At 52.3% G+C, this 19,925-nt stretch carries 22 protein-coding genes; 7 read left to right on the top strand and 15 right to left on the bottom strand.

The features are described from left to right. Positions 1 to 94 precede the first annotated feature (94 nt). The 3 genes from ACLD11_RS03125 (at position 95) to osmB (ending at position 1,590) form a co-directional block, all read left to right on the top strand. On the top strand, positions 95 to 274 hold the full coding sequence (locus tag ACLD11_RS03125; RefSeq protein WP_080108322.1) for a hypothetical protein: 180 nt from the start codon (positions 95 to 97) through the stop codon (positions 272 to 274). An 86-nt stretch (positions 275 to 360) separates the two neighbouring features. Next, positions 361 to 1,113, top strand: a complete 753-nt coding sequence (locus ACLD11_RS03120) for a DNA-binding transcriptional regulator YciT (RefSeq protein WP_127175450.1) — start codon at positions 361 to 363, stop codon at positions 1,111 to 1,113. 258 nt (positions 1,114 to 1,371) lie between these two features. Further along, positions 1,372 to 1,590: an osmotically-inducible lipoprotein OsmB gene (gene osmB / locus ACLD11_RS03115; protein ID WP_000481166.1), complete on the top strand. Its 219-nt coding sequence runs from the start codon at positions 1,372 to 1,374 to the stop codon at positions 1,588 to 1,590. A gap of 244 nt (positions 1,591 to 1,834) precedes the next feature. Here osmB and yciH read toward each other — a convergent pair whose 3' ends face one another. The 5 genes from yciH to pgpB all read right to left on the bottom strand — a co-directional run bounded on the left by yciH (position 1,835) and on the right by pgpB (position 5,492). Next, on the bottom strand, positions 1,835 to 2,161 hold the full coding sequence (gene yciH / locus ACLD11_RS03110; protein WP_001285199.1) for a stress response translation initiation inhibitor YciH: 327 nt from the start codon (positions 2,159 to 2,161) through the stop codon (positions 1,835 to 1,837). Further along, positions 2,161 to 2,898 (bottom strand): orotidine-5'-phosphate decarboxylase, encoded by a 738-nt coding sequence (gene pyrF, locus ACLD11_RS03105; protein WP_411011265.1) that lies wholly within the window; start codon positions 2,896 to 2,898, stop codon positions 2,161 to 2,163. Before pyrF ends, yciH begins: the two co-directional genes overlap by 1 nt. Positions 2,899 to 3,093: 195 nt before the next feature. After that, positions 3,094 to 4,263, bottom strand: coding sequence for a lipopolysaccharide assembly protein LapB (gene lapB, locus ACLD11_RS03100; protein WP_000891378.1), 1,170 nt, complete (start codon positions 4,261 to 4,263; stop codon positions 3,094 to 3,096). Between the two features lie 6 nt (positions 4,264 to 4,269). Then, a complete protein-coding gene (locus ACLD11_RS03095; RefSeq protein ID WP_000876301.1) occupies positions 4,270 to 4,578 on the bottom strand; it encodes a LapA family protein in 309 nt (102 codons plus the stop codon). A 149-nt stretch (positions 4,579 to 4,727) separates the two neighbouring features. Beyond that, on the bottom strand, positions 4,728 to 5,492 hold the full coding sequence (gene pgpB, locus ACLD11_RS03090; protein WP_183059646.1) for a phosphatidylglycerophosphatase B: 765 nt from the start codon (positions 5,490 to 5,492) through the stop codon (positions 4,728 to 4,730). 195 nt (positions 5,493 to 5,687) lie between these two features. Between pgpB and ribA the strand changes: the two genes are divergently transcribed. Then, positions 5,688 to 6,278, top strand: a complete 591-nt coding sequence (gene ribA, locus ACLD11_RS03085; protein ID WP_001176284.1) for a GTP cyclohydrolase II — start codon at positions 5,688 to 5,690, stop codon at positions 6,276 to 6,278. A 55-nt stretch (positions 6,279 to 6,333) separates the two neighbouring features. Here ribA and acnA read toward each other — a convergent pair whose 3' ends face one another. From acnA to topA, 6 genes are all read right to left on the bottom strand, one after another. Then, positions 6,334 to 9,009: an aconitate hydratase AcnA gene (acnA, locus tag ACLD11_RS03080; protein ID WP_411014515.1), complete on the bottom strand. Its 2,676-nt coding sequence runs from the start codon at positions 9,007 to 9,009 to the stop codon at positions 6,334 to 6,336. A gap of 182 nt (positions 9,010 to 9,191) precedes the next feature. After that, on the bottom strand, positions 9,192 to 9,284 hold the full coding sequence (ymiC, locus tag ACLD11_RS03075) for a small membrane protein YmiC (RefSeq protein WP_223148964.1): 93 nt from the start codon (positions 9,282 to 9,284) through the stop codon (positions 9,192 to 9,194). A gap of 109 nt (positions 9,285 to 9,393) precedes the next feature. Beyond that, on the bottom strand, positions 9,394 to 9,558 hold the full coding sequence (locus ACLD11_RS03070) for a hypothetical protein (protein ID WP_411014564.1): 165 nt from the start codon (positions 9,556 to 9,558) through the stop codon (positions 9,394 to 9,396). Between the two features lie 6 nt (positions 9,559 to 9,564). Further along, the gene (locus tag ACLD11_RS03065; RefSeq protein ID WP_411011335.1) at positions 9,565 to 9,705 is read right to left on the bottom strand and encodes a YmiA family putative membrane protein; all 141 of its coding nucleotides are present in this window, start codon (positions 9,703 to 9,705) and stop codon (positions 9,565 to 9,567) included. A gap of 280 nt (positions 9,706 to 9,985) precedes the next feature. Further along, on the bottom strand, positions 9,986 to 10,960 hold the full coding sequence (gene cysB, locus ACLD11_RS03060) for an HTH-type transcriptional regulator CysB (RefSeq protein WP_000776233.1): 975 nt from the start codon (positions 10,958 to 10,960) through the stop codon (positions 9,986 to 9,988). A gap of 411 nt (positions 10,961 to 11,371) precedes the next feature. Further along, the gene (gene topA, locus ACLD11_RS03055; RefSeq protein ID WP_411014514.1) at positions 11,372 to 13,969 is read right to left on the bottom strand and encodes a type I DNA topoisomerase; all 2,598 of its coding nucleotides are present in this window, start codon (positions 13,967 to 13,969) and stop codon (positions 11,372 to 11,374) included. Between the two features lie 402 nt (positions 13,970 to 14,371). Here topA and ACLD11_RS03050 point away from each other — a divergent pair, with 402 nt between their 5' ends. After that, positions 14,372 to 14,623 (top strand): YciN family protein, encoded by a 252-nt coding sequence (locus ACLD11_RS03050; protein ID WP_411014513.1) that lies wholly within the window; start codon positions 14,372 to 14,374, stop codon positions 14,621 to 14,623. A gap of 41 nt (positions 14,624 to 14,664) precedes the next feature. Here ACLD11_RS03050 and sohB read toward each other — a convergent pair whose 3' ends face one another. After that, positions 14,665 to 15,711: a protease SohB gene (sohB, locus tag ACLD11_RS03045; RefSeq protein ID WP_368371840.1), complete on the bottom strand. Its 1,047-nt coding sequence runs from the start codon at positions 15,709 to 15,711 to the stop codon at positions 14,665 to 14,667. Positions 15,712 to 15,948: 237 nt separating this feature from the next. On the opposite strand from sohB, the gene ACLD11_RS03040 reads away from it, so the two are divergent. Continuing rightward, positions 15,949 to 16,710 carry a YciK family oxidoreductase gene (locus ACLD11_RS03040; RefSeq protein WP_000559310.1) on the top strand — a complete coding sequence of 254 codons (762 nt, stop codon included), beginning with the start codon at positions 15,949 to 15,951 and terminating at the stop codon, positions 16,708 to 16,710. Beyond that, positions 16,707 to 17,297: a cob(I)yrinic acid a,c-diamide adenosyltransferase gene (gene cobO, locus ACLD11_RS03035; RefSeq protein ID WP_001278865.1), complete on the top strand. Its 591-nt coding sequence runs from the start codon at positions 16,707 to 16,709 to the stop codon at positions 17,295 to 17,297. The genes ACLD11_RS03040 and cobO overlap by 4 nt, the downstream gene beginning before the upstream one ends. 86 nt (positions 17,298 to 17,383) lie before the next feature. Here cobO and rluB read toward each other — a convergent pair whose 3' ends face one another. From rluB to rnm, 3 genes are all read right to left on the bottom strand, one after another. Further along, positions 17,384 to 18,259, bottom strand: coding sequence for a 23S rRNA pseudouridine(2605) synthase RluB (gene rluB, locus ACLD11_RS03030; protein WP_001291233.1), 876 nt, complete (start codon positions 18,257 to 18,259; stop codon positions 17,384 to 17,386). Positions 18,260 to 18,359: 100 nt separating this feature from the next. Continuing rightward, positions 18,360 to 18,980 carry an L-threonylcarbamoyladenylate synthase gene (locus ACLD11_RS03025; protein WP_183059651.1) on the bottom strand — a complete coding sequence of 207 codons (621 nt, stop codon included), beginning with the start codon at positions 18,978 to 18,980 and terminating at the stop codon, positions 18,360 to 18,362. A gap of 7 nt (positions 18,981 to 18,987) precedes the next feature. Continuing rightward, positions 18,988 to 19,869 carry an RNase RNM gene (rnm, locus tag ACLD11_RS03020; RefSeq protein ID WP_000500442.1) on the bottom strand — a complete coding sequence of 294 codons (882 nt, stop codon included), beginning with the start codon at positions 19,867 to 19,869 and terminating at the stop codon, positions 18,988 to 18,990. Positions 19,870 to 19,925 lie beyond the last annotated feature (56 nt).

Raw genomic sequence — 19,925 nt, 5'->3', positions numbered from 1 at the left:
AGGCAGGCGTAACCCTATTTTTCCCTTCTCTTTTCAGATTAATTTCTGCATCATGAATTCAAACCTTTTCTGACATTAAGGATGACAAACAAACATGTCTGATATCGAAGCACAACGAATTGCCGCACGCATTGATACCGTGCTGGATATCCTTGTTGCTGGCGATTACCACTCGGCCATCAATAACCTTGAAATATTGAGAGCAGAGCTGTTAGATCAGGTTAAAGACGGCACCCCGCCATCCCAGGCTCCCGGGTCGCCCTGGGAAATCTGATAGCGATTATTTGTCCGGGATGGCCGCTAGCCCTTCCCGGCTCTCTGACTGTCTGTTGACTCCTCTTAACGTATAAAATTAATACTATGAACTCCCGACAACAATCAATTTTGCAAATGGTAGTTGATAAAGGCCAGATGAGCGTTGCTGAACTGGCGAAAATTACCGGCGTATCTGAAGTCACGATTCGTCAGGATCTGAATACCCTGGAAAAGCAGAGCTATTTACGCCGTGCGCACGGTTTCGCCGTTTCGCTTGAGAGCGATGACGTAGAGACTCGCATGATGACGAACTACACGCTAAAACGCCGACTGGCGGAGTTCGCCGCCTCTCTGGTCAGTTCAGGGGAGTCCGTTTTTATTGAAAATGGCAGCAGCAATGCGCTATTGGCCCGGACGCTGGCGGAACAAAAAGATGTCACGATCATCACCGTGAGCAGTTATATCGCGCACCTACTCAAAGAAACCCCTTGCGAAGTCATTCTCCTCGGTGGAATCTATCAGAAAAAAAGTGAAAGCATGGTAGGACCGTTGACGCGACAGTTTATCCATCAAGTGCATTTCAGCAAAGCATTTATCGGTATTGATGGCTGGCAGGCTGATACCGGCTTTACCGGACGCGATATGATGCGATCGGATGTGGTTAACGCTGTTCTGGAAAAAGGCTCAGAAGCGATTGTCCTCACCGACAGCTCTAAATTTGGCTGTGTGCATCCCTATCCCCTGGGCCCGCTCTCTCGCTTCCATCGTGTCATTACGGATTCCAGAATTTCCGCCAGCGATCAAATGCAGTTAGAACATGCAGGGCTGCTGGTCAATGTTATTGGCTCATCCGTTTAAAATATTTCCCGATGGTTTGCCCTATGGCAAACCATCCTCTCTCTAAGACTTTTCTGACATCCCAATTAAGACTATTTACCTGTTGTAACGAGCGTAACGTCGTAAAATTAATATTAGCGAAATAACAGGAAGTGACTATCACCTGCGTGATATACCCCTGCGCAATCAGGTTTTACGGAAAATCTCTTAACAGGTTTTATTTTAACTATAGTTATAGTGAGCTTAATTCCGTGAATCGTTAATTCAGGAGAGAGTATTATGTTTATGACGAGCAAAAAAATGGCCGCTGCTGTGCTGGCAATCACTGTAGCAATGTCTCTGAGCGCCTGCTCAAACTGGTCCAAGCGCGATCGCAACACGGCTATTGGCGCAGGTGCGGGGGCGTTAGGCGGCGCAGTGTTAACGGACGGCAGTACATTAGGCACCCTGGGCGGCGCGGCGGTCGGCGGCGTGATTGGTCACCAGGTCGGAAAATAATCCAGACGTTTAAATATTGAACGGCTCAAAATAATACGTTTATACCCTTCATACTTCAAGTCGCTTATGTGTTGGCTACGCTCACTCACCCCAGTCACATAGTTATCTATGCTCCTGGGGACTCACTCCCTTGCCGCCTTTAAGCAACTCGAATTATTTGGGGTATATTCTTTTCAGGTCAGGATTACAAAAATAGACAAAGTTGACTTTTACGCCACGGTAATTTACAACCGTGGCGTTTTCATTAGCCGCCAGCTAATTTTACTTTCATTCCTTTAGCTTCCAGCAATGATTTTATCAAGTCGCGTTTATCACCCTGAATTTCAATAATCCCTTCTTTTACTGCCCCGCCGCAGCCGCATTTTTTCTTCAGTTCAGCCGCCAGTTTGGTTAATTCCGCATCATTCATCTCGATACCGGTAATCAAACATACGCCTTTACCCTTACGGCCACTGGTTTGACGCTGAATGCGAACGATACCATCCCCTTTGGGACGAACCGGCGCCGTTTTAGGTTCTTCAATGCGCCCCGTCTGTGTTGAATAAACCAGACGACTATTGGAATCGCTCATTATGCCTCCCGTTTCAGTGACGCGTTAATATCCTTCAGCGTTTGCGCCGGATCTACCGATTGCGTAACCGGGCGGCCAATCACCATATAGTCGACGCCGGCGGATAATGCCTGTTCGGGCGTCATAATGCGTCGCTGGTCGCCTGCCTCGCTGCCTGCGGGCCGAATGCCCGGCGTCACCAGCTTAAATGCAGCGCCAAAGGCCTGTTTAAATCTGACCGCTTCCTGAGCGGAACAGACCACGCCATCCAGCCCGCATTGCTGCGTCAGGCGCGCCAGCCGCTCCGCATGTTCCGCCGGTGACAACGTCACGCCCAGATCGCGCAGATCGCTGGTTTCCATACTGGTCAACACGGTCACGGCAATGAGCAACGGCGCATCTTTACCGAATGGCACCAGCGCGTCGCGCGCTGCGGCCATCATTCTCGCCCCGCCAGACGCGTGAACGTTTACCATCCAGACGCCCAGGTCTGCCGCTGCAGCGACTGCCCGGGCCGTGGTGTTGGGAATATCATGAAATTTTAGATCAAGAAAGACATCAAACCCACGTTGCTGGAGATCCCGAACGAGCTGTGGACCAAACAGCGTGAACATCTCTTTGCCCACTTTTAAGCGACAATCGCAAGGATCGATTTTGTCGACAAACGCCAGGGCTTTATCGCGTTCATGGTAATCCAACGCCACAACGACAGGCGATTCAGTAATAGCGCAGGAAGAAGATGAAGCAGTAAACGTCATGACCAGACCTTCTTGATGAGGGGCACCGGAAGTGGCGCAAATTGGATAAACGGCGTGCATTCTACCTGCGGCGCAGGGAAATTAACAGGTTCGATTGACAACCTGATAAGCCCTGGCTGCCGATGCCAGCGTCGTTTCTAGCTTTCTTTATGTCATTAAGTATGTTGTAACTAAAGTGAGGCTTTTTTTTATATACTACTGCCCATCAAGTCCGCGAATAGGTTTAATGGTCGACCATGCCCGGCAGGACGGACAGTGCCAGTACAAGGTATAGGCGGTAAAACCGCATTTCTGACAACGATACCGCGGTTTACTGCGCACCTGCTCGCCAACCATATCACGCAGTACCATCAGGCTTTCTTTCGCTCGCCCTTCTTCCGCCTCGTTGAGATGGTAATCCATCAGCTTATGGAACACCCGCATGGTAGGATGTCGCTGTAGCTGACGCGTGATATAGACTTGAGCTGCGTCACTACCTTCACGCGCTTCCAGAATATCGGCAAGCATTAACTCAGCGCCAGCACCGGTATTCTCCTCTACGGCGCGGCGTAAAAACTCCGCCCACTCGGCATTTTTACCGAGCTGTTGATAACAGGTTTGCAGCATCTCCAGCGTTTCGCTGACCAGCTCTTTATCCTGAACGATCACACGTTGCAGGCTTTCGACCGCTTTGGCGTAATCCCCTCTCGCCATATAAACGCGCCCCATCATGATAGACACCCGGGCGCTATTTTTATCTGCGGCGGCACCTTTTTTCAGCAACGCCATCGCGCGATCCATATCGTCGTTGCCCATCTGCTGTAACGCTAACTCACAGTAAAAATGGGCGATTTCGATACGCTGTTTATCTTTGCCCAGTTTCACCAGCCGTTCTGCTACTTCGATCGCCTTTTGCCAGTCGCTGGTTAGCTGATAGATTTGCAAGAGCTGCTGTAACGCGCCTACGCGAAACTCCGTTTCGTCGGTAAGTTGGTTAAACATATCTTCCGCGCGGTCATATAAACCGGCGGCCATATAGTCGCGCCCCAGTTGCTGAACAGCCAGTAAACGCTGTTCATAGGTCAATGAAGCGCTTTCCATGAGCGTTTGATGAATACGAATGGCGCGATCGACTTCGCCGCGTGAGCGAAACAGATTACCGAGAGTGAGATGAGCCTCAACGGTGCCGGTATCCTCTTTAAGCATATCGAGGAACAGATCCACCGCTTTATCTTGTTGGTTACTCAGCAGGAAGTTAACCCCTGCGACATAATCGCGCGACAGGCGGTTAGCTTCATCCTGTTTTGTTTGTTGCGCACTTCTGCGACCCATATACCACCCATAGGCAGCGGCTACAGGCAACAGCAGAAATAACAACTCCAACATAAATGATTATTCCTTTACAACCGACGAATCGGCAGGGACCGCAACGTCGGTTGCTGGCGAAAGCTTGTTTTCCAGTCGTTTAATTTTACGTTCAGCACGGGCAAGGGAAACGCGGACCCGCAGCCAGAACAGGCCGCAAATCAGCCAGCCAATCGCAAAACCGACGGCGAACAACACAGCAAGCAACGTGGAGATACGATACTCCCCTTGCGCCAGCAGGTAGTTAAACGTCACCTGTTGATCATTCTGCGCGCCCAGCGTCACCGAAATAACAAAAATCGCCAATACCAGTAAGAAAATGAGTAAATATTTCACATTACTTCCCGTTATGTGGTTTGCGCGAATAAATCGTGTCCAACTTACCGCATCCAGCCTTCTAAATTACCATTTTCCCGCCTCGCGCGAAATGGAAATGCGCCCGCCATCAGATGATTTAAGGGCAATAGTCAGAAAATCAACCGTTGTCAGCTTTCCTGCTCGCGTTCAGCAATTTCTTGCGCTTCTTCACGAGGCGGCATAAGCGGCCCGCAAATTCGCTGCGCCAGCCAGGTCGCCAGGGTAACTAATAGCCAGGAGATGAGCGTGGCGACCACTAAATCTCGCGGCCAGTGCATTCCCAGAAGCAAACGGCTGCCCATTACGCCGGTCGCCCAGACTAACAAAAACGCGATGGTGAAAGTCCGTCTGCGCGGCCATAACAGACCCACGGCCAAAAGCGCCCAGCTCGCTGCAAACATGGTGTGTCCGGAGGGAAACGCAAAGCCCGTCTCTTTTTGCCAGTGCTGACGCAGGAAAACGGGGATGTTCTGTTGCCCGGCCAACTGCTCTTTCACTAAATGTCCGCGTTCTGTACGCTTTAAAGTGTAGAACTCATCGACGGGAATATGGTGTGTTTTTTCAAGCCAGACCACAAATGGCCGCGGCTCCTGTACGCGTTCCTTTACCCATGACTTCACGCCCTGCCCGACGATAATCGCCCCGCCGAGAATCGCAAACAGCATAATGGCGGCGCGCAGGCGAAATCGCAGGCACCATAAGAACCATCCACAAAGAATCACATGCGTGATAACGCCCCAGGGTTTGGTCACGGTTTCCGTTATCCAGAATAGCGTTTTTAGCCACCAGACCTGATGTCCTGGATGCCACTGCCAGCCTGATACCCATACGGCAAGCGGCATGATAAGCAACAGGGCGGCGCCTGCCGCGGTGCGCCTCGCAATTGAAAGCATGGATGCTCCTTTTATAAGTAAGTATCACAATCATAACTGAAAATTCTCGCTGGACTGGAAAATTGACAAATTTGTGCCATTCCTGAGCAATTACGTGGTAGTGATTAGGTGATGACCGCCGCCTTATGGCAAAATAGCGGGATACAAGCCAACAGGCGACGACACCGCAGGCGTCAGCATAATCTGGAGAAATACATGCAGCTTAAACGTGTGGCAGAAGCCAAACTGCCAACCCCATTGGGTGACTTTCTGATGGTGGGATTTGAAGAACTGGCAACCGGACACGACCATGCCGCGCTGGTTTTTGGCGATATTTCAGGTAAAACGCCGGTACTGGCTCGCGTTCATTCCGAATGTCTTACCGGGGACGCGCTTTTTAGTCTGCGCTGTGATTGTGGTTTTCAACTGGAAGCCGCGCTGACGCATATTGCGGAAGAAGGACGCGGTATTCTGATTTACCACCGTCAGGAAGGCCGCAATATCGGCCTGCTTAATAAAATTCGCGCTTATGCGTTACAGGATCAAGGCTATGACACGGTGGAGGCCAATCATCAGCTCGGCTTTGCCGCCGATGAGCGTGATTTCACCCTGTGCGCGGATATGTTCAAATTACTGGGCGTGGATGAAGTTCGCCTGCTGACCAATAATCCGAAGAAAGTCGAAATACTGACCGAGGCGGGAATTAATATCGTGGAACGCGTTCCGCTCATTGTGGGTCGTAATCCAAATAATGAGCATTATCTCGATACTAAAGCGGCCAAAATGGGCCACCTGCTAAGTAAGTAAGCCACCGGTATTAAAGCGCGGGCCTGCCTGTTTACGGCAGGCCCGATAAACGGCTTTAGTTCAGCATATTTCTAATGACATAGTGCAATATGCCGTCATTCTGGTAGTAAGTCAGCTCGGTGGCGGTATCAATGCGACAGCGGCAAGGCACCGTTTCTTTGCTGCCGTCCGCTCTCGTTAACATAACCGGAATGGTCGCGCCAGGGCGCAGATTTTGCAGATCCGCGATATCAATCACCTCTTCCCCGGTCAGTCCCAGCGTTTTACGCGTTACGCCCTGTGGAAACTCCAGCGGCAGGATCCCCATCCCAATCAGGTTTGAGCGGTGGATACGTTCGAACGACTCGGCGATCACCACGCGAATACCTAACAGCCGCGGACCTTTTGCCGCCCAGTCACGGCTCGATCCCGACCCATACTCTTTCCCGGCAATTACCGCCAGCGGCGTTTTTTCCTGCTGGTAGAGCATCGCGGCATCATAAATCGACATCGCTTCCGTACCCGGCAAATGCCGCGTCATCCCACCTTCGACGCCGGGCAGCATTTCGTTGCGAATACGAATATTGGCGAACGTACCGCGCATCATCACTTCATGGTTACCGCGCCGTGATCCATAAGAGTTAAAATCCTTCCGCTCAACGCCGTGATTTTGCAGATAGCGTCCGGCGGGACTGTCCGGCTTGATACTGCCGGCCGGGGAAATATGGTCGGTCGTTACCGAATCGCCCAGCATCGCCAGGATACGCGCGCCGTGGATATCTTTGACGGGCGCAGGCTGGACCTGCATTTCATCAAAGAAAGGCGACAGGCGAATATAGGTTGAATCCGACTGCCAGCCGTAGGTATCGGAAGATTCAACCTGAATCGATTTCCATTCTTCCGTGCCCTCAAACACTTCCGCATACTCTTTACGGAACATATCCGATGATACCAGTTCAACGGCGCGGGCAATTTCCTGCGCTGAAGGCCAGATATCCTTCAGGTATACCGGATCGCCTTTACGATCGTACCCCAGCGGGTCTGTCGCGAGGTTAATATTCATGTTTCCGGCCAGCGCATACGCGACCACCAGCGGCGGCGACGCCAGCCAGTTCGTTTTCACCAGCGGATGGATACGCCCTTCAAAATTTCGGTTACCGGAAAGCACGGCCCCTACCGTCAGATCGCCTTTTTTAATCGCGGTCTCAATAGGCTCAGGCAACGGACCGGAGTTCCCGATACAGGTCGTACAGCCATAACCGACCAGGTTAAAACCGAGCTCATCCAGATAAGGCGTAAGTTTGGCCTGCGCCAGATAGTCAGATACCACTTTTGACCCCGGCGCCAGAGAAGCCTTGACCCACGGTTGACGCTTCAACCCCAGCGTTACTGCTTTTTTCGCCAGTAATCCCGCCGCCATCAGCACGCTGGGATTCGAGGTATTCGTGCAGGAGGTGATGGCGGCAATGACGACAGCGCCATCCGGAAGCTGATATGGCTGTCCGTTCATCGTATAGTCAACCGGCTGGCGATCTCTTTGCGCGGTATTCAGCTCCAGCTCGGCGCTGGCGGCAAAGGCTTTCGGCACATCGCCTAACGCTACGCGATCCTGCGGGCGTTTCGGCCCGGCCAGGCTGGCCTCGACATCGCCCATATCCAGTTCCAGCGTACTGGTAAATACCGGTTCGTCTCCGGGATTACGCCACATTCCCTGCGCCTTCGCGTAGGCTTCAACCAGCTCGACCAGATCGTCGCTACGTCCGCTTAATCGCATATATTCCAGGGTGATGGCGTCAATAGGGAAGAAACCACAGGTTGCGCCATATTCCGGCGACATATTAGCGATGGTCGCGCGATCCGCCAACGGCAGCGAATCCAGACCATCACCATAAAATTCAACAAATTTACCCACGACGCCATGCTTACGCAGCATTTGCGTGACGGTGAGCACCAGGTCAGTAGCGGTGATTCCCTCCCGAAGTTTACCGGTTAACTTAAAGCCGACGACATCCGGGATAAGCATCGACACGAGCTGACCAAGCATTGCCGCTTCTGCTTCAATACCACCCACGCCCCACCCCAATACGCCCAGACCATTAATCATGGTCGTATGGGAGTCAGTCCCCACCAGCGAGTCCGGGTAAGCAATCCACTCCCCGTCCTGTAATTCGCTCCAGACGGCTTTACCCAGGTATTCCAGGTTAACCTGATGGCAAATGCCGGTTCCGGGCGGCACCACGCTGAAACGGCTGAATGCCTGCTTTCCCCATTTCAGGAACATATAACGCTCATGGTTACGTTCCATTTCCAGCCGCACGTTTTCTTCAAACGCATCGTCATCGCCGAAATGATCGACCGTCACAGAGTGGTCAATAACCAGATCAACCGGCGATAACGGGTTCACTTTCGACGTATCGCCGCCAAGGCGTTTAACGGCTTCACGCATCGCCGCCAGGTCGACAACGGCAGGCACGCCGGTAAAGTCCTGCATCAGAACACGGGCGGGCCGCCAGGCAATTTCACGATCGGCATGGGCATTTTTAAGCCAACCGGCCAGCGCCTGAATATCTTCATCAGTCACAGACTCGCCGTCCTGCCAGCGCAACAGGTTTTCCAGTAACACTTTAAGTGATTTGGGCAAACGGCCGATATCGCCCAGGGATTTGGCAGCCAGCGGCAGACTGTAGTAATGATACGTTTTATCTTTGGCCTGCAATGTATCCTTACTGGCTTCTCGTAGGGTTGACGACATAGCTCCTCCTTAAATGACAGGGTTGCGTTACCCTGATTCTCCACAGGGTTGTATTAAAGATAACACAAACAAAATGTAACGTTTTGATAACAACCCAAATTGCTAAAAGAGGAGAAACCTAACAGGCGAGGAGCGAAGATGAAAAAGCCCGATAAATAACGCATTACCGGGCTTTGACGAGATTAGACGGCAATCCAGATTAACTCGGCCCAGAACAGTAGCGATAATATAAACGCGCCAGTCCATGACCAATACTTTATATTTGACGTTAACATAGGCGACACCAACTGTGTTTAATCAATACTGAGAGGCGCTCAGCACACGGTTGCTGCGGTGTAATAAGACAGCGTTAATAAAACAGTAACGCCAATAAAAAGACGGATATTATTTTTGTGACACCTCATCAGCAAAAGCATCAATAAATGCCCGCTGCTGCGGTGTGAGCGTCCAGTGTTGCGGAACAGACCGAAAAACGGTCGTATCCGGGGTGTTATCATCGTCACAAGATTGAATCGGGGGCGCGACCACGCGCTCGCGTTCCGACGTCATGCTCACTTAGCCCCACCAACGCCAGATAACAAGCGCTACCACTACCCAGAACAACGCAGAACCCACAAAAACCGCCAGCCATGCTTTACGTTTGAGCTCAGGGTCGCGGCGCGGTTCCTGGTTTTCAGAAGGCATTACTAACCTCATGCTATCGGTATCACTTATCATTTCAGCACCAAACAATCGGTACAATTAATCATCAGATGAGACAAATCCTAAATAAACTTTAGTCAAAAATCCAGTCAATTTACGAATCGTTGCCAGTGAATAAATCAATCTTTTGACTCAAGATAACTATTTGGAAAAAGAAACTGGCGGGACGGGTAATTCAACACTATTTTGCTGATCATTACCCGTAATACTTCGAGGGATATTGCAAAAGGCGGCTTTGTCTGCCATGCCACTACGACACAAACCGACGATGCTATTACTTTTCAGGCAGCTTTATATCCTGAAACATCGCTTCAATTTCTTCATTAGAACGCAACGCCACCGCCGTATCCACCACGTCACGCGTCAGATGCGGCGCAAAACGCTGGATAAAATCATACATATAGCTGCGTAAAAAAGTACTACGGCGAAAACCAATTTTTGTGGTGCTGTGGCTAAAAATATCGTGCGCGTCAATCCGCACTAAATCAGGATCGGCAAGCGGATCGACCGCCATGCTGGCAATGACACCAACGCCCAGCCCCAACCTGACATACGTTTTAATCACATCCGCATCGGTTGCAGTAAAGACGATCCGCGGCGTTAATCCTGCGCGATTAAAAGCGGTATCCAGTTCGGAACGCCCGGTAAAGCCGAAGGTATACGTCACCAGCGGATACTGCGCCAGCGCTTCGATCGTTACGGAAGACGTTGCCGCCAATGGATGATCCGGCGTCACCACTATCGAACGGTTCCAGTGATAGCATGGCAACATCACCAGATCGTCATATAAATGCAGCGCTTCCGTGGCAATCGCGAAATCGGCGTTCCCTTTCGATACCGCTTCCGCAATCTGCGTTGGCGACCCCTGGTGCATATGCAGCGAAACGCGCGGATAACGCTCGATGAAGCCTTTAATCACGCCTGGCAATGCGTAACGCGCCTGAGTATGAGTAGTGGCAATATAGAGCGAGCCTTTATCCGGCCAGGTGTGCTCGCCGGCGACCGACTTAATGGCATCGACTTTGGAAAGCACCTCACGCGCAATACGAATAATCTCCTGACCTGCGGGCGTCACCTGAGTCAGATGCTTACCGCTGCGGGCGAAAATCTGGATGCCAAGCTCATCTTCCAGCATCCTAACCTGCTTGCTGATCCCCGGCTGAGAAGTATACAACCCCTCAGCGGTAGAGGAGACGTTAAGGTTATGATTAACCACTTCAACAATGTAACGAAGCTGCTGCAATTTCATAATACATCATCCAGATTAGCGCCATCAGGCCATCGTTTATCTGCAGACATCATTGGGCTGCTAATACGATTTAATAATAAAAAAGGTGTTAACTATAACCACTATATCATTTATATCTGAACTGTATAGCCAGCGCGATAAAATAATAAGACCGCTATACCCAAAATAATTCGAGCTGCTTAAAGGCGACAAGGGAGTGAGTTCTCAGGAGCATAGATAACCAGGTGACTGGGGTGAGTGACAAATCTGCCGGGAGCAAATTTGAACGTCGCGTGCGACGGCCCGTCAGGGCGGGGCCCATGGATGGGCCGAGTAATCCGTAGCCAACACATAAGCCACTTGAAATATGAAGGGGATATAAAAAAGGGCCGCTTACGCGGCCCGATTGACTATTGTGGCGACTGGCAGGGGTTATTTCTTGCCTTCAACCCACTTGCCGTCGACGAAGAACGCTGACCATCCCGTCGCCTTCCCCTCTTTTTCCGCCGCAACGTACTGCTGTTTTGTTTTGCGGCTAAAGCGAACAACGGTTTTATTGCCTTCCGGATCCTGCTGCGGCGCATCCGCCAGATAACGCAGTTTTTCCGGCAGACGATCGCGGAACCGGTAAAGCTCCTCGACTAATGGCGCGCGCGTTTCGCGTGATTTCGGGAACGTATTGGCCGCCAGGAATATCCCTGCGGCGCCATCGCGCAGCACAAAGTACGCGTCCGATTTTTCACACAGCAGTTCCGGTAATGGAACAGGATCTTCCTTCGGCGGCGCAACTTCGCCGTTACGCAAGATCTTACGGGTATTTTTACATTCGTCGTTAGTACAGGCCATGTACTTACCAAAACGCCCCATTTTCAGGTGCATTTCGGAACCACATTTCTCACACTCAACGATCGGGCCGTCATACCCTTTGATGCGGAACTCGCCTTCTTCAATCTCGTAGCCGTCACAGGTCGGGTTATTACCACACACATGCAATTTACGCTTCGGATCGATCAGATAGCTGTCCATCGCCGTACCGCACTTCTGACAGCGACGTTTGGCGCGCAGGGCGTTGGTTTCGGCGTCGTCGCCTTCCAGCACGTTCAGAACTTCATTTTCCGGCACCAGGTTAATGGTCGTTTTACAACGCTCTTTCGGCGCAAGCGCATAACCTGAACATCCAAGGAAAACCCCCGTACTGGCAGTACGAATTCCCATTTTACGGCCACAGGTTGGACAGTCGATGCTGGTCAGCACCATCTGGTTAGGACGCATCCCCCCTTCTTCCGGATCTTTCTCGGCTTTATCGAGCTGCTGAGTAAAATCGCTGAAGAAGTTATCCAGTACCGCTTTCCACTCGGCCTGGTGATTCGCAACCTGATCCAGACTATCTTCCATCTGCGCGGTAAAATCGTAGTTCATCAATTCGCGGAAGTTTTCTTCCAGCCGATCGGTGACGATTTCACCCATTTTTTCCGCATAGAAACGACGGTTTTCAACGCGAACATAGCCGCGATCCTGAATGGTCGAGATAATCGACGCATAGGTAGACGGACGACCAATACCGCGCTTCTCAAGCTCTTTAACCAGAGAAGCCTCGCTAAAACGGGCTGGCGGTTTAGTAAAGTGCTGAGCAGGCGTCAATTCAAGTAGCGTCAGCGCATCGCCCTTATTCACGGCAGGCAATGTGCGATCTTCATCGCCTTTACGCAGCGCCGGCATCACTTTTGTCCAGCCGTCAAAGCGCAAAATACGCCCACGCGCTTTCAGGCGGAACTCGCCTGCGCCAATGGTAAGCGTAGTAGAGTCATATTGTGCTGGCGTCATCTGACAGGCAACAAACTGACGCCAAATTAGTTGATACAACTTCTGCGCGTCAGCCTCCATGTCTTTCAGCGACTCCGCCATGACAGCAACGTCGGAAGGACGGATCGCTTCGTGCGCTTCCTGAGAGTTTTCTTTGCTGGCGTACTGGTTCGGGTTATCCGGCAGGTATTTCTTGCCGAAATTATCGCCAATATAACCGCGCACCATGTTGACCGCATCCTGACTCAGGTTGGTGGAGTCTGTACGCATATAGGTGATGTAGCCCGCCTCATACAGACGCTGCGCCATCATCATGGTTCTCTTCACGCCAAAGCCCAGCCGGGTGCTGGCCGCCTGTTGTAGCGTGGAGGTGATAAACGGCGCGCCAGGTTTGCTGCTGGTCGGTTTGTCTTCACGCTCCAGTACGCTATAGCGCGCTTTTTCCAGCAGGCTGACGGCGGCAAGCGTCTGCTCGCGATTTACCGGACGGAATGGCTTGTCGTTCTGATGCGTGACCTGTAGCGGTAGCGCCTCGCCAGACGGCGTCGTCGTATTGGCGTCAATTTCCCAGAACTCTTCCGGAACAAACGCTTTAATCTCGCGCTCGCGCTCAACGACCAGACGGACCGCGACAGACTGAACGCGACCTGCCGACAAACCTCGGGCAATCTTTTTCCACAGCAGCGGCGAGACCATATAGCCTACCACGCGGTCCATAAAGCGGCGCGCTTGCTGGGCGTTGACCCTGTTAATGTTCAGCTCGCCCGGCTGTTCAAACGCCTGGCGAATGGCATTTTTGGTTATTTCGTTAAAGACTACGCGACTGTAGCGCGCGTCATCGCCGCCGATCACTTCCCGCAGGTGCCATGCAATGGCTTCCCCTTCGCGGTCAAGGTCGGTTGCGAGATAGATGTGGTCGGCTTTTTCCGCCAACTGTTTCAGTTCAGAGACGACCTTCTCTTTACCGGGCAGCACTTCATAGTGCGCATCCCAGTTGTGCCACGGGTCAACCCCCATACGGTTGACGAGAGCGCCACGTTCATCCTTTTTGGGCTTTTTAGCCGTTTTGGTGGAGGTAGAGTCGGCGCTCTTTTTAGCTGCTGAGCCACTGGTCGGCAAATCACGGATATGACCCACGCTGGATTTCACCACGTAGTCATTACCCAGATACTTGTTGATCGTTTTGGCTTTTGCCGGGGACTCAACGATGACAAGAGCTTTACCCATATTCACCTTTACCTAAGTTGATTCTTCCAGGAATGCGTCGCACGTTGATTCACCTTCCACTGGCGACGAGACAACGATATATGGTCTCTGCGTCTGCGGATATCAACCCCTTGTACTGGCTTTGTGTACGAAATGTAACCCTCAGGTGACTGAGTTAACAGGCTTTTTTGCACACACGCGCTATAGCACGACGGAATTTTGGTCGAATGTCAAGCAATTCTGTTGCCAGATTGACGAAAGCGTCACACTGTACCTGATAAAATTCGATACGCAACTTTATTAGCATGCAAAACTAAATCTTGCCAGTGAACGCAACATGACAAATCCATCAATTTCCTGTGAGAATATTTGCCCATCAGAAGTGCTCAGAGTAGACTAATCTCCTTGTTTAAGGAGTAAAAAATGCATAAAGAGACGCAACCTATCGATCGCGAAACACTGTTGCTTGAAGCCAACAAAATTATTCGGGCACATGAAGACACGATGGCAGGTATTGTCGCCACCGGCGTAACGCAGAGAAATGGCGTGCTGGTTTTCAGCGGCGATTACTTTTTAGACGAGCAAGGGTTACCGACCCCTAAAAGCACCGCGGTGTTTAACATGTTTAAACACCTGGCGCATGTGCTGTCTGAGAAGTATCACCTGGTGGATTAATCCATGCCGGATGGCGCTGAATGCCATCCGGCAATAGCGGTTTACATCAACGGCTTTTGTCCACGCTGCCACCAGCGCAGCAGCAGCCGATCCGCGCTTTCCGCCGCGCTGCCGGTAACACGATCGATCAGTTTTTTACGCTGCATATAGCGCACATTCAGCACCTCGCGCCCTTCCATCAGGCCGAGAATAACCTCATCGCTGGTGTTAATCTCATCAACCAGTCCTTTCTCCAGCGCCTGCTGACCGTACCAGTGTTCGCCCGTGGCGACCTGTTCAATGTCCAGAGCCGGACGCATCCGCTGCACAAACTCTTTGAACAGATGGTGCGTTTCGTTGAGATCTTCACGAAACTTCTGCCGCCCTTCTTCCGTATTCTCGCCTAACAATGTCAGGGTACGTTTGTACTGCCCTGCGGTATGCAGTTCAATATCAATGTCTTTACTTTTGAGAAAGCGGTTAAAGTTCGGGATTTGCGCGACAACACCAATTGACCCCACAATAGCGAACGGCGCCGCGATAATTTTTTCCGCCACGCAGGCCATCATGTAGCCTCCGCTTGCCGCGACTTTATCCACCGTCACGGTCAGCGGAATATTTTTATCACGCAGGCGCTGCAATTGCGATGCCGCCAGGCCATAGCCATGCACAACGCCACCGGGGCTTTCCAGACGCACAACCGCCCGATCGCCGGGTTTCGCCACTGCCAGCACCGCCGTGACCTCTTCGCGCAACGCATTAACTTCGTGAGCGTCCATACTGCCTTTGAAATCTATCACCCATACGCGCGGTTTGTCCGATGTCGCAATCTCCCCCAGCTTCGCTTTTGCTTTAGCGGCTTTCGCCTCCTGCTTATGCTTTTTTTTCTGCGCTTTATGCCACAGTTTTTGCTGATGGCCATCCATCAACGCCGCAGCAAGGTCATCCTTCATCTCCTGATACTGCTCGCTCAAATTGGTCACGCGCAGCTCGCCGCGCTGACGTTTGCGTTGGGTAGCATTCACGATCAGCAGCACAATGACGGCAATGGCCACCACAACGGTGACGATTTTTGCCAAAAATAAGCCATATTCAGACAACAATTCCACGACTCCCACCTTGATTAAATAACGCGACTTGCGCTCAGTGTACAACAGGCATCGAAGCCAGTCTCTCTTCATCCGTATGCCTGTTGAGGAAGAAAAAGTATGACAAGGCGTTCATTTTACGGCGTTATCGCCCCTGTCTGATTGAAAAAAAAGGCGCTTTCAGGCATAAACCCGAAAAGTTAACGCGAAGATAAGACAACCTGGCAGGACGGCGCACCACGCCGTTGAGGAGTAGCCATGCATTACCAACCGAAACAAGATCTATTGCAAAACCGCATTATTCTGGTCACTGGCGCCAGCGATGGCATTGGGCGGGAAGCCGCACTCACGTATGCGCGTTACGGCGCAACGGTGATTCTGCTGGGACGCAACGAAGAGAAACTGCGTCGGGTCGCGCAGCACATTGCTGACGAGCAACATGTTCAACCACAGTGGTTTACGCTCGATCTGCTGACCTGCACCGCTGAAGAGTGCCGGCAAGTGGCCGACCGCATCGCCGCGCACTATCCCCGCCTGGATGGCGTCCTGCACAATGCCGGGTTACTGGGGGAAATCGGTCCAATGAGCGAACAAGATCCGCAGATCTGGCAGGATGTCATGCAGGTAAACGTTAACGCCACCTTTATGCTTACCCAGGCGCTGTTACCGTTATTATTGAAGTCCGATGCCGGCTCGCTGGTCTTTACGTCATCAAGCGTTGGCCGTCAGGGACGCGCCAACTGGGGCGCCTATGCCACCTCGAAGTTTGCTACTGAAGGAATGATGCAGGTGCTGGCGGACGAATATCAAAACCGTTCTCTGCGTGTTAACTGCATTAACCCGGGCGGCACGCGCACCAGTATGCGCGCCAGCGCCTTTCCGACGGAAGATCCACAGAAATTAAAAACGCCTGCCGATATTATGCCGCTTTACCTGTGGCTTATGGGCGACGACAGTCGCCGTAAAACCGGTATGACCTTTGACGCCCAACCGGGCCGTAAACCAGGAATCGCCCAATGAGTGATGAACGTTATCAGCAGCGCCAGCAGAAGGTAAAAGATCGGGTTGACGCCCGTGTCGCCCAGGCACAGGAAGAGCGCGGTATTATTATCGTGTTTACTGGCAATGGTAAGGGCAAAACCACGGCGGCTTTCGGGACTGCCGCCCGCGCCGTAGGACACGGTAAAAGCGTAGGCGTGGTGCAATTTATTAAGGGCACCTGGCCCAACGGCGAGCGTAATCTGCTGGAACCGCATGGCGTCGAATTTCAGGTGATGGCAACGGGATTTACCTGGGAGACGCAAAATCGCGAGGCAGACACCGCAGCATGTATGGCCGTTTGGCAGCATGGGAAACGGATGCTGGCCGATCCGCTGCTTGATATGGTGGTACTGGATGAGCTGACCTATATGGTGGCGTATGACTATTTGCCGCTGGAAGAGGTCATAAGCGCGCTAAACGCGCGCCCTGGTCACCAGACGGTGATTATTACAGGTCGCGGCTGTCACCGGGATATTCTTGATCTTGCGGATACCGTCAGCGAACTGCGTCCGGTTAAACATGCTTTTGACGCGGGCGTAAAAGCCCAGATGGGAATTGATTATTAACCGTAGGCCGGATTAAGGCGTTTGCGCCGCCATCCGGCACAAACCCTCTTGTCTGATGACTCTCGGCCTATAAACCACGGTAGAGATTACCCGTTGTTATTACGCCCACCGGAGCGGCGTCCGCCAGCTATCTGGCTGTGGCGTTTTACCGCCCGACGGATCTGGTTCGCTTTCATACGACGACGGTCTTTTTCGACGGCGACCTTCGACGAGGTTTCCGGCGGGAGCTCTACCAGACCACGCAGATAGTTCGTTTGCGCGAGGTCGAGCTCAGTCCAGCCGCCGCGCGGCAGGCCTTTCGGCAGCGGGATATCGCCGTAACGAACGCGGATCAGACGGCTGACCTGAACGCCTACCGCTTCCCACAGTCGGCGAACTTCGCGGTTGCGCCCTTCCGTCAGCGTCACGTTATACCACTGGTTAATGCCTTCGCCGCCGCTGAATTTAATGGTCTTAAATGCCGCCGGACCATCTTCCAACTGTACGCCACGGCTTAAATCACGCAGTTTCGATTCATCCACCTGACCGAACACGCGCACGGCATATTCCCGTTCAACTTCACGACTAGGGTGCATCAGGCGGTTCGCCAGTTCACCGTCGGTGGTAAACAACAATAGCCCGCAGGTGTTGACATCCAGACGTCCTACCGCAATCCACCGCGCGCCGCGCAGTTTCGGTAAGCGATCAAAAACGGTTGGCCGCCCTTCAGGGTCATTGCGGGTACACAGTTCACCTTCTGGTTTGTAATAGGCCAGAACGCGGCAAATTTGTTCCGCCGACTCTTTCACCGAAATCAGGTGACCGTCGATACGGATTTTCAAACCGGGAGTGACTTCAACACGATCGCCAAGCGTGGCGATTTTACCGTCAACGCTGACACGTCCCGCTTCAATAATGGATTCGATTTCACGGCGAGAGCCGTGGCCAGCGCGCGCCAGCACTTTTTGTAACTTTTCGCTCATAGAGCTTCCTTCAGGTGTCGCCTTCACAGGCGTCGAACAGGAGAATGAACGGCGCGTTGCCACGCCATTTTAAGGCCGCGTAGTATACAGGCTTACGCCCTTATAAGAAAGGTGTAACATCGCCGACGCCTTCGCGCAGCACCACCGGGGAGTCATTGGTCAAATCGATTACCGTGGTAGGCTGTTGACCGAGGTAACCGCCGTGGATGATCAGATCCACCAGCTTCTCCAGCCGATCTTTAATCTCCTCCGGGTCCGACTCGGTAAAGTCGCTGCCAGGCAGCATCAATGACGTCGAGAGCATCGGTTCACCCAGCGTATCCAATAACGCCAGCGCAATCGGGTTTGACGGTACGCGCAGGCCGATAGTTTTACGCTTTTCCTGCAACAGACGGCGCGGCACCTCTTTTGTCCCCTTCAGGATAAAGGTGTAATTACCCGGCGTATTGTTTTTCATCAGACGAAACGCCACGTTGTCGACGTAGGAATAGGTCGACAACTCGGACAAATCGCGGCACATCAGCGTGAAGTTGTGGCCGTCCGGCAGATGACGGATGCGGCAAATGCGCTCCATTGCGCCTTTGTCTTCAATTTTACAACCAAGGGCATAGCCGGAATCGGTTGGATAAACAATAACACCGCCTTTACGCACAATGTCGACGGCCTGATTAATCAGCCGTTGCTGTGGGTTATCCGGATGGATATAAAAAAACTGGCTCATACTTCCCTCACTGTGATATTTGCGGCTGTTCCCATGTCTGCCATACGCCTTCAACGCCAGCGGGCAGCCAGAGTTTACGCCCCAACTCAATCCACGGGCAGGGCTGATGGAAATCAGATCCAAGCGATGCCCATAAATGATGCTGACGCGCAAGCGTCGCCAGTTGGGTGCGTTCATTGGGCGATTGTTGGCACTGCGCCACTTCCATCGCGTCGCCGTGATGGTCGGCAAAATGCGCCACTAATCTTTTCAGCCACTTAGCGCTAAGGTCGTAGCGTCCCGGATGGGCCAACACCGCCTTACCGCCAGAATGATGAATGACATCAATAGCTTGTTCTATTGTACACCACTGCGGCGGAACGTAACCGGTTTTCCCACGCGCGAGATATTTTTTAAAAACATCCGCCATGGTCGCGGCTTTTCCGCACTCCACCAGAAAGCGGGCGAAGTGGCCGCGCGTCACCGCGCCGCCATTGGCCAGTCTCAATGCCCCTTCCCACGCGCCGGGAATATGGGCTTTTTCCAGACGCTCCGCAATGAGCCGACCACGCGCCTGACGCCGCTCTGTCTGCTGCGCCAGAAAATCGCGCATTGCCGGGTGCGCAATATCAATATTCAGACCCACAATGTGAATCTCATGATTCTCCCAGACCGTTGAAATCTCCACGCCGGGAATAAGATTCAGGGCCAGCCCGGAACGTGAAATTTCTTCTCTTGCCGCAGGAATCGCGGCTGTGGTGTCATGATCGGTAATCGCCAGCGTGCCGACTCGCATCTCTACCGCACGGTGTACTAATGTTTCTGGCGTCAACAGTCCATCGGACGCCGTGGTATGACTGTGCAGATCGTAAATCACTGCGTAATTCGTGTCGCTCAAGGCGGCTCCCATAGAGATAAAGGTATGTCATGTACATCATAACGGTTCCGGCAAATATACTGAAATAG

It is taken from the genome of Salmonella sp. 741265116_PST (assembly GCF_046567715.1).
Taxonomy (GTDB): Bacteria; Pseudomonadota; Gammaproteobacteria; order Enterobacterales; family Enterobacteriaceae; genus Salmonella; species Salmonella enterica.
This window is presented reverse-complemented; position numbering and strand designations above follow the sequence as displayed.

Bases quoted from the DNA above. Each gene is read 5' to 3' on its own strand.
- osmB (WP_000481166.1), top strand. From the start codon at position 1,372: ATGTTTATGACGAGCAAAAAAATGGCCGCTGCTGTGCTGGCAATCACT.
- ACLD11_RS03125 (WP_080108322.1), top strand. From the start codon at position 95: ATGTCTGATATCGAAGCACAACGAATTGCCGCACGCATTGATACCGTG.
- rnm (WP_000500442.1), bottom strand. From the start codon at position 19,869: ATGGGAGCCGCCTTGAGCGACACGAATTACGCAGTGATTTACGATCTG.
- ACLD11_RS03040 (WP_000559310.1), top strand. From the start codon at position 15,949: ATGCATTACCAACCGAAACAAGATCTATTGCAAAACCGCATTATTCTG.
- ACLD11_RS03065 (WP_411011335.1), bottom strand. From the start codon at position 9,705: ATGAGGTTAGTAATGCCTTCTGAAAACCAGGAACCGCGCCGCGACCCT.
- lapB (WP_000891378.1), bottom strand. From the start codon at position 4,263: ATGTTGGAGTTGTTATTTCTGCTGTTGCCTGTAGCCGCTGCCTATGGG.
- rluB (WP_001291233.1), bottom strand. From the start codon at position 18,259: ATGAGCGAAAAGTTACAAAAAGTGCTGGCGCGCGCTGGCCACGGCTCT.
- yciH (WP_001285199.1), bottom strand. From the start codon at position 2,161: ATGAGCGATTCCAATAGTCGTCTGGTTTATTCAACACAGACGGGGCGC.
- topA (WP_411014514.1), bottom strand. From the start codon at position 13,969: ATGGGTAAAGCTCTTGTCATCGTTGAGTCCCCGGCAAAAGCCAAAACG.
- cysB (WP_000776233.1), bottom strand. From the start codon at position 10,960: ATGAAATTGCAGCAGCTTCGTTACATTGTTGAAGTGGTTAATCATAAC.
- ACLD11_RS03050 (WP_411014513.1), top strand. From the start codon at position 14,372: ATGCATAAAGAGACGCAACCTATCGATCGCGAAACACTGTTGCTTGAA.
- ACLD11_RS03120 (WP_127175450.1), top strand. From the start codon at position 361: ATGAACTCCCGACAACAATCAATTTTGCAAATGGTAGTTGATAAAGGC.
- ymiC (WP_223148964.1), bottom strand. From the start codon at position 9,284: ATGTTAACGTCAAATATAAAGTATTGGTCATGGACTGGCGCGTTTATA.
- ACLD11_RS03025 (WP_183059651.1), bottom strand. From the start codon at position 18,980: ATGAGCCAGTTTTTTTATATCCATCCGGATAACCCACAGCAACGGCTG.
- pgpB (WP_183059646.1), bottom strand. From the start codon at position 5,492: ATGCTTTCAATTGCGAGGCGCACCGCGGCAGGCGCCGCCCTGTTGCTT.
- acnA (WP_411014515.1), bottom strand. From the start codon at position 9,009: ATGTCGTCAACCCTACGAGAAGCCAGTAAGGATACATTGCAGGCCAAA.
- cobO (WP_001278865.1), top strand. From the start codon at position 16,707: ATGAGTGATGAACGTTATCAGCAGCGCCAGCAGAAGGTAAAAGATCGG.
- ribA (WP_001176284.1), top strand. From the start codon at position 5,688: ATGCAGCTTAAACGTGTGGCAGAAGCCAAACTGCCAACCCCATTGGGT.
- pyrF (WP_411011265.1), bottom strand. From the start codon at position 2,898: ATGACGTTTACTGCTTCATCTTCTTCCTGCGCTATTACTGAATCGCCT.
- ACLD11_RS03070 (WP_411014564.1), bottom strand. From the start codon at position 9,558: ATGACGTCGGAACGCGAGCGCGTGGTCGCGCCCCCGATTCAATCTTGT.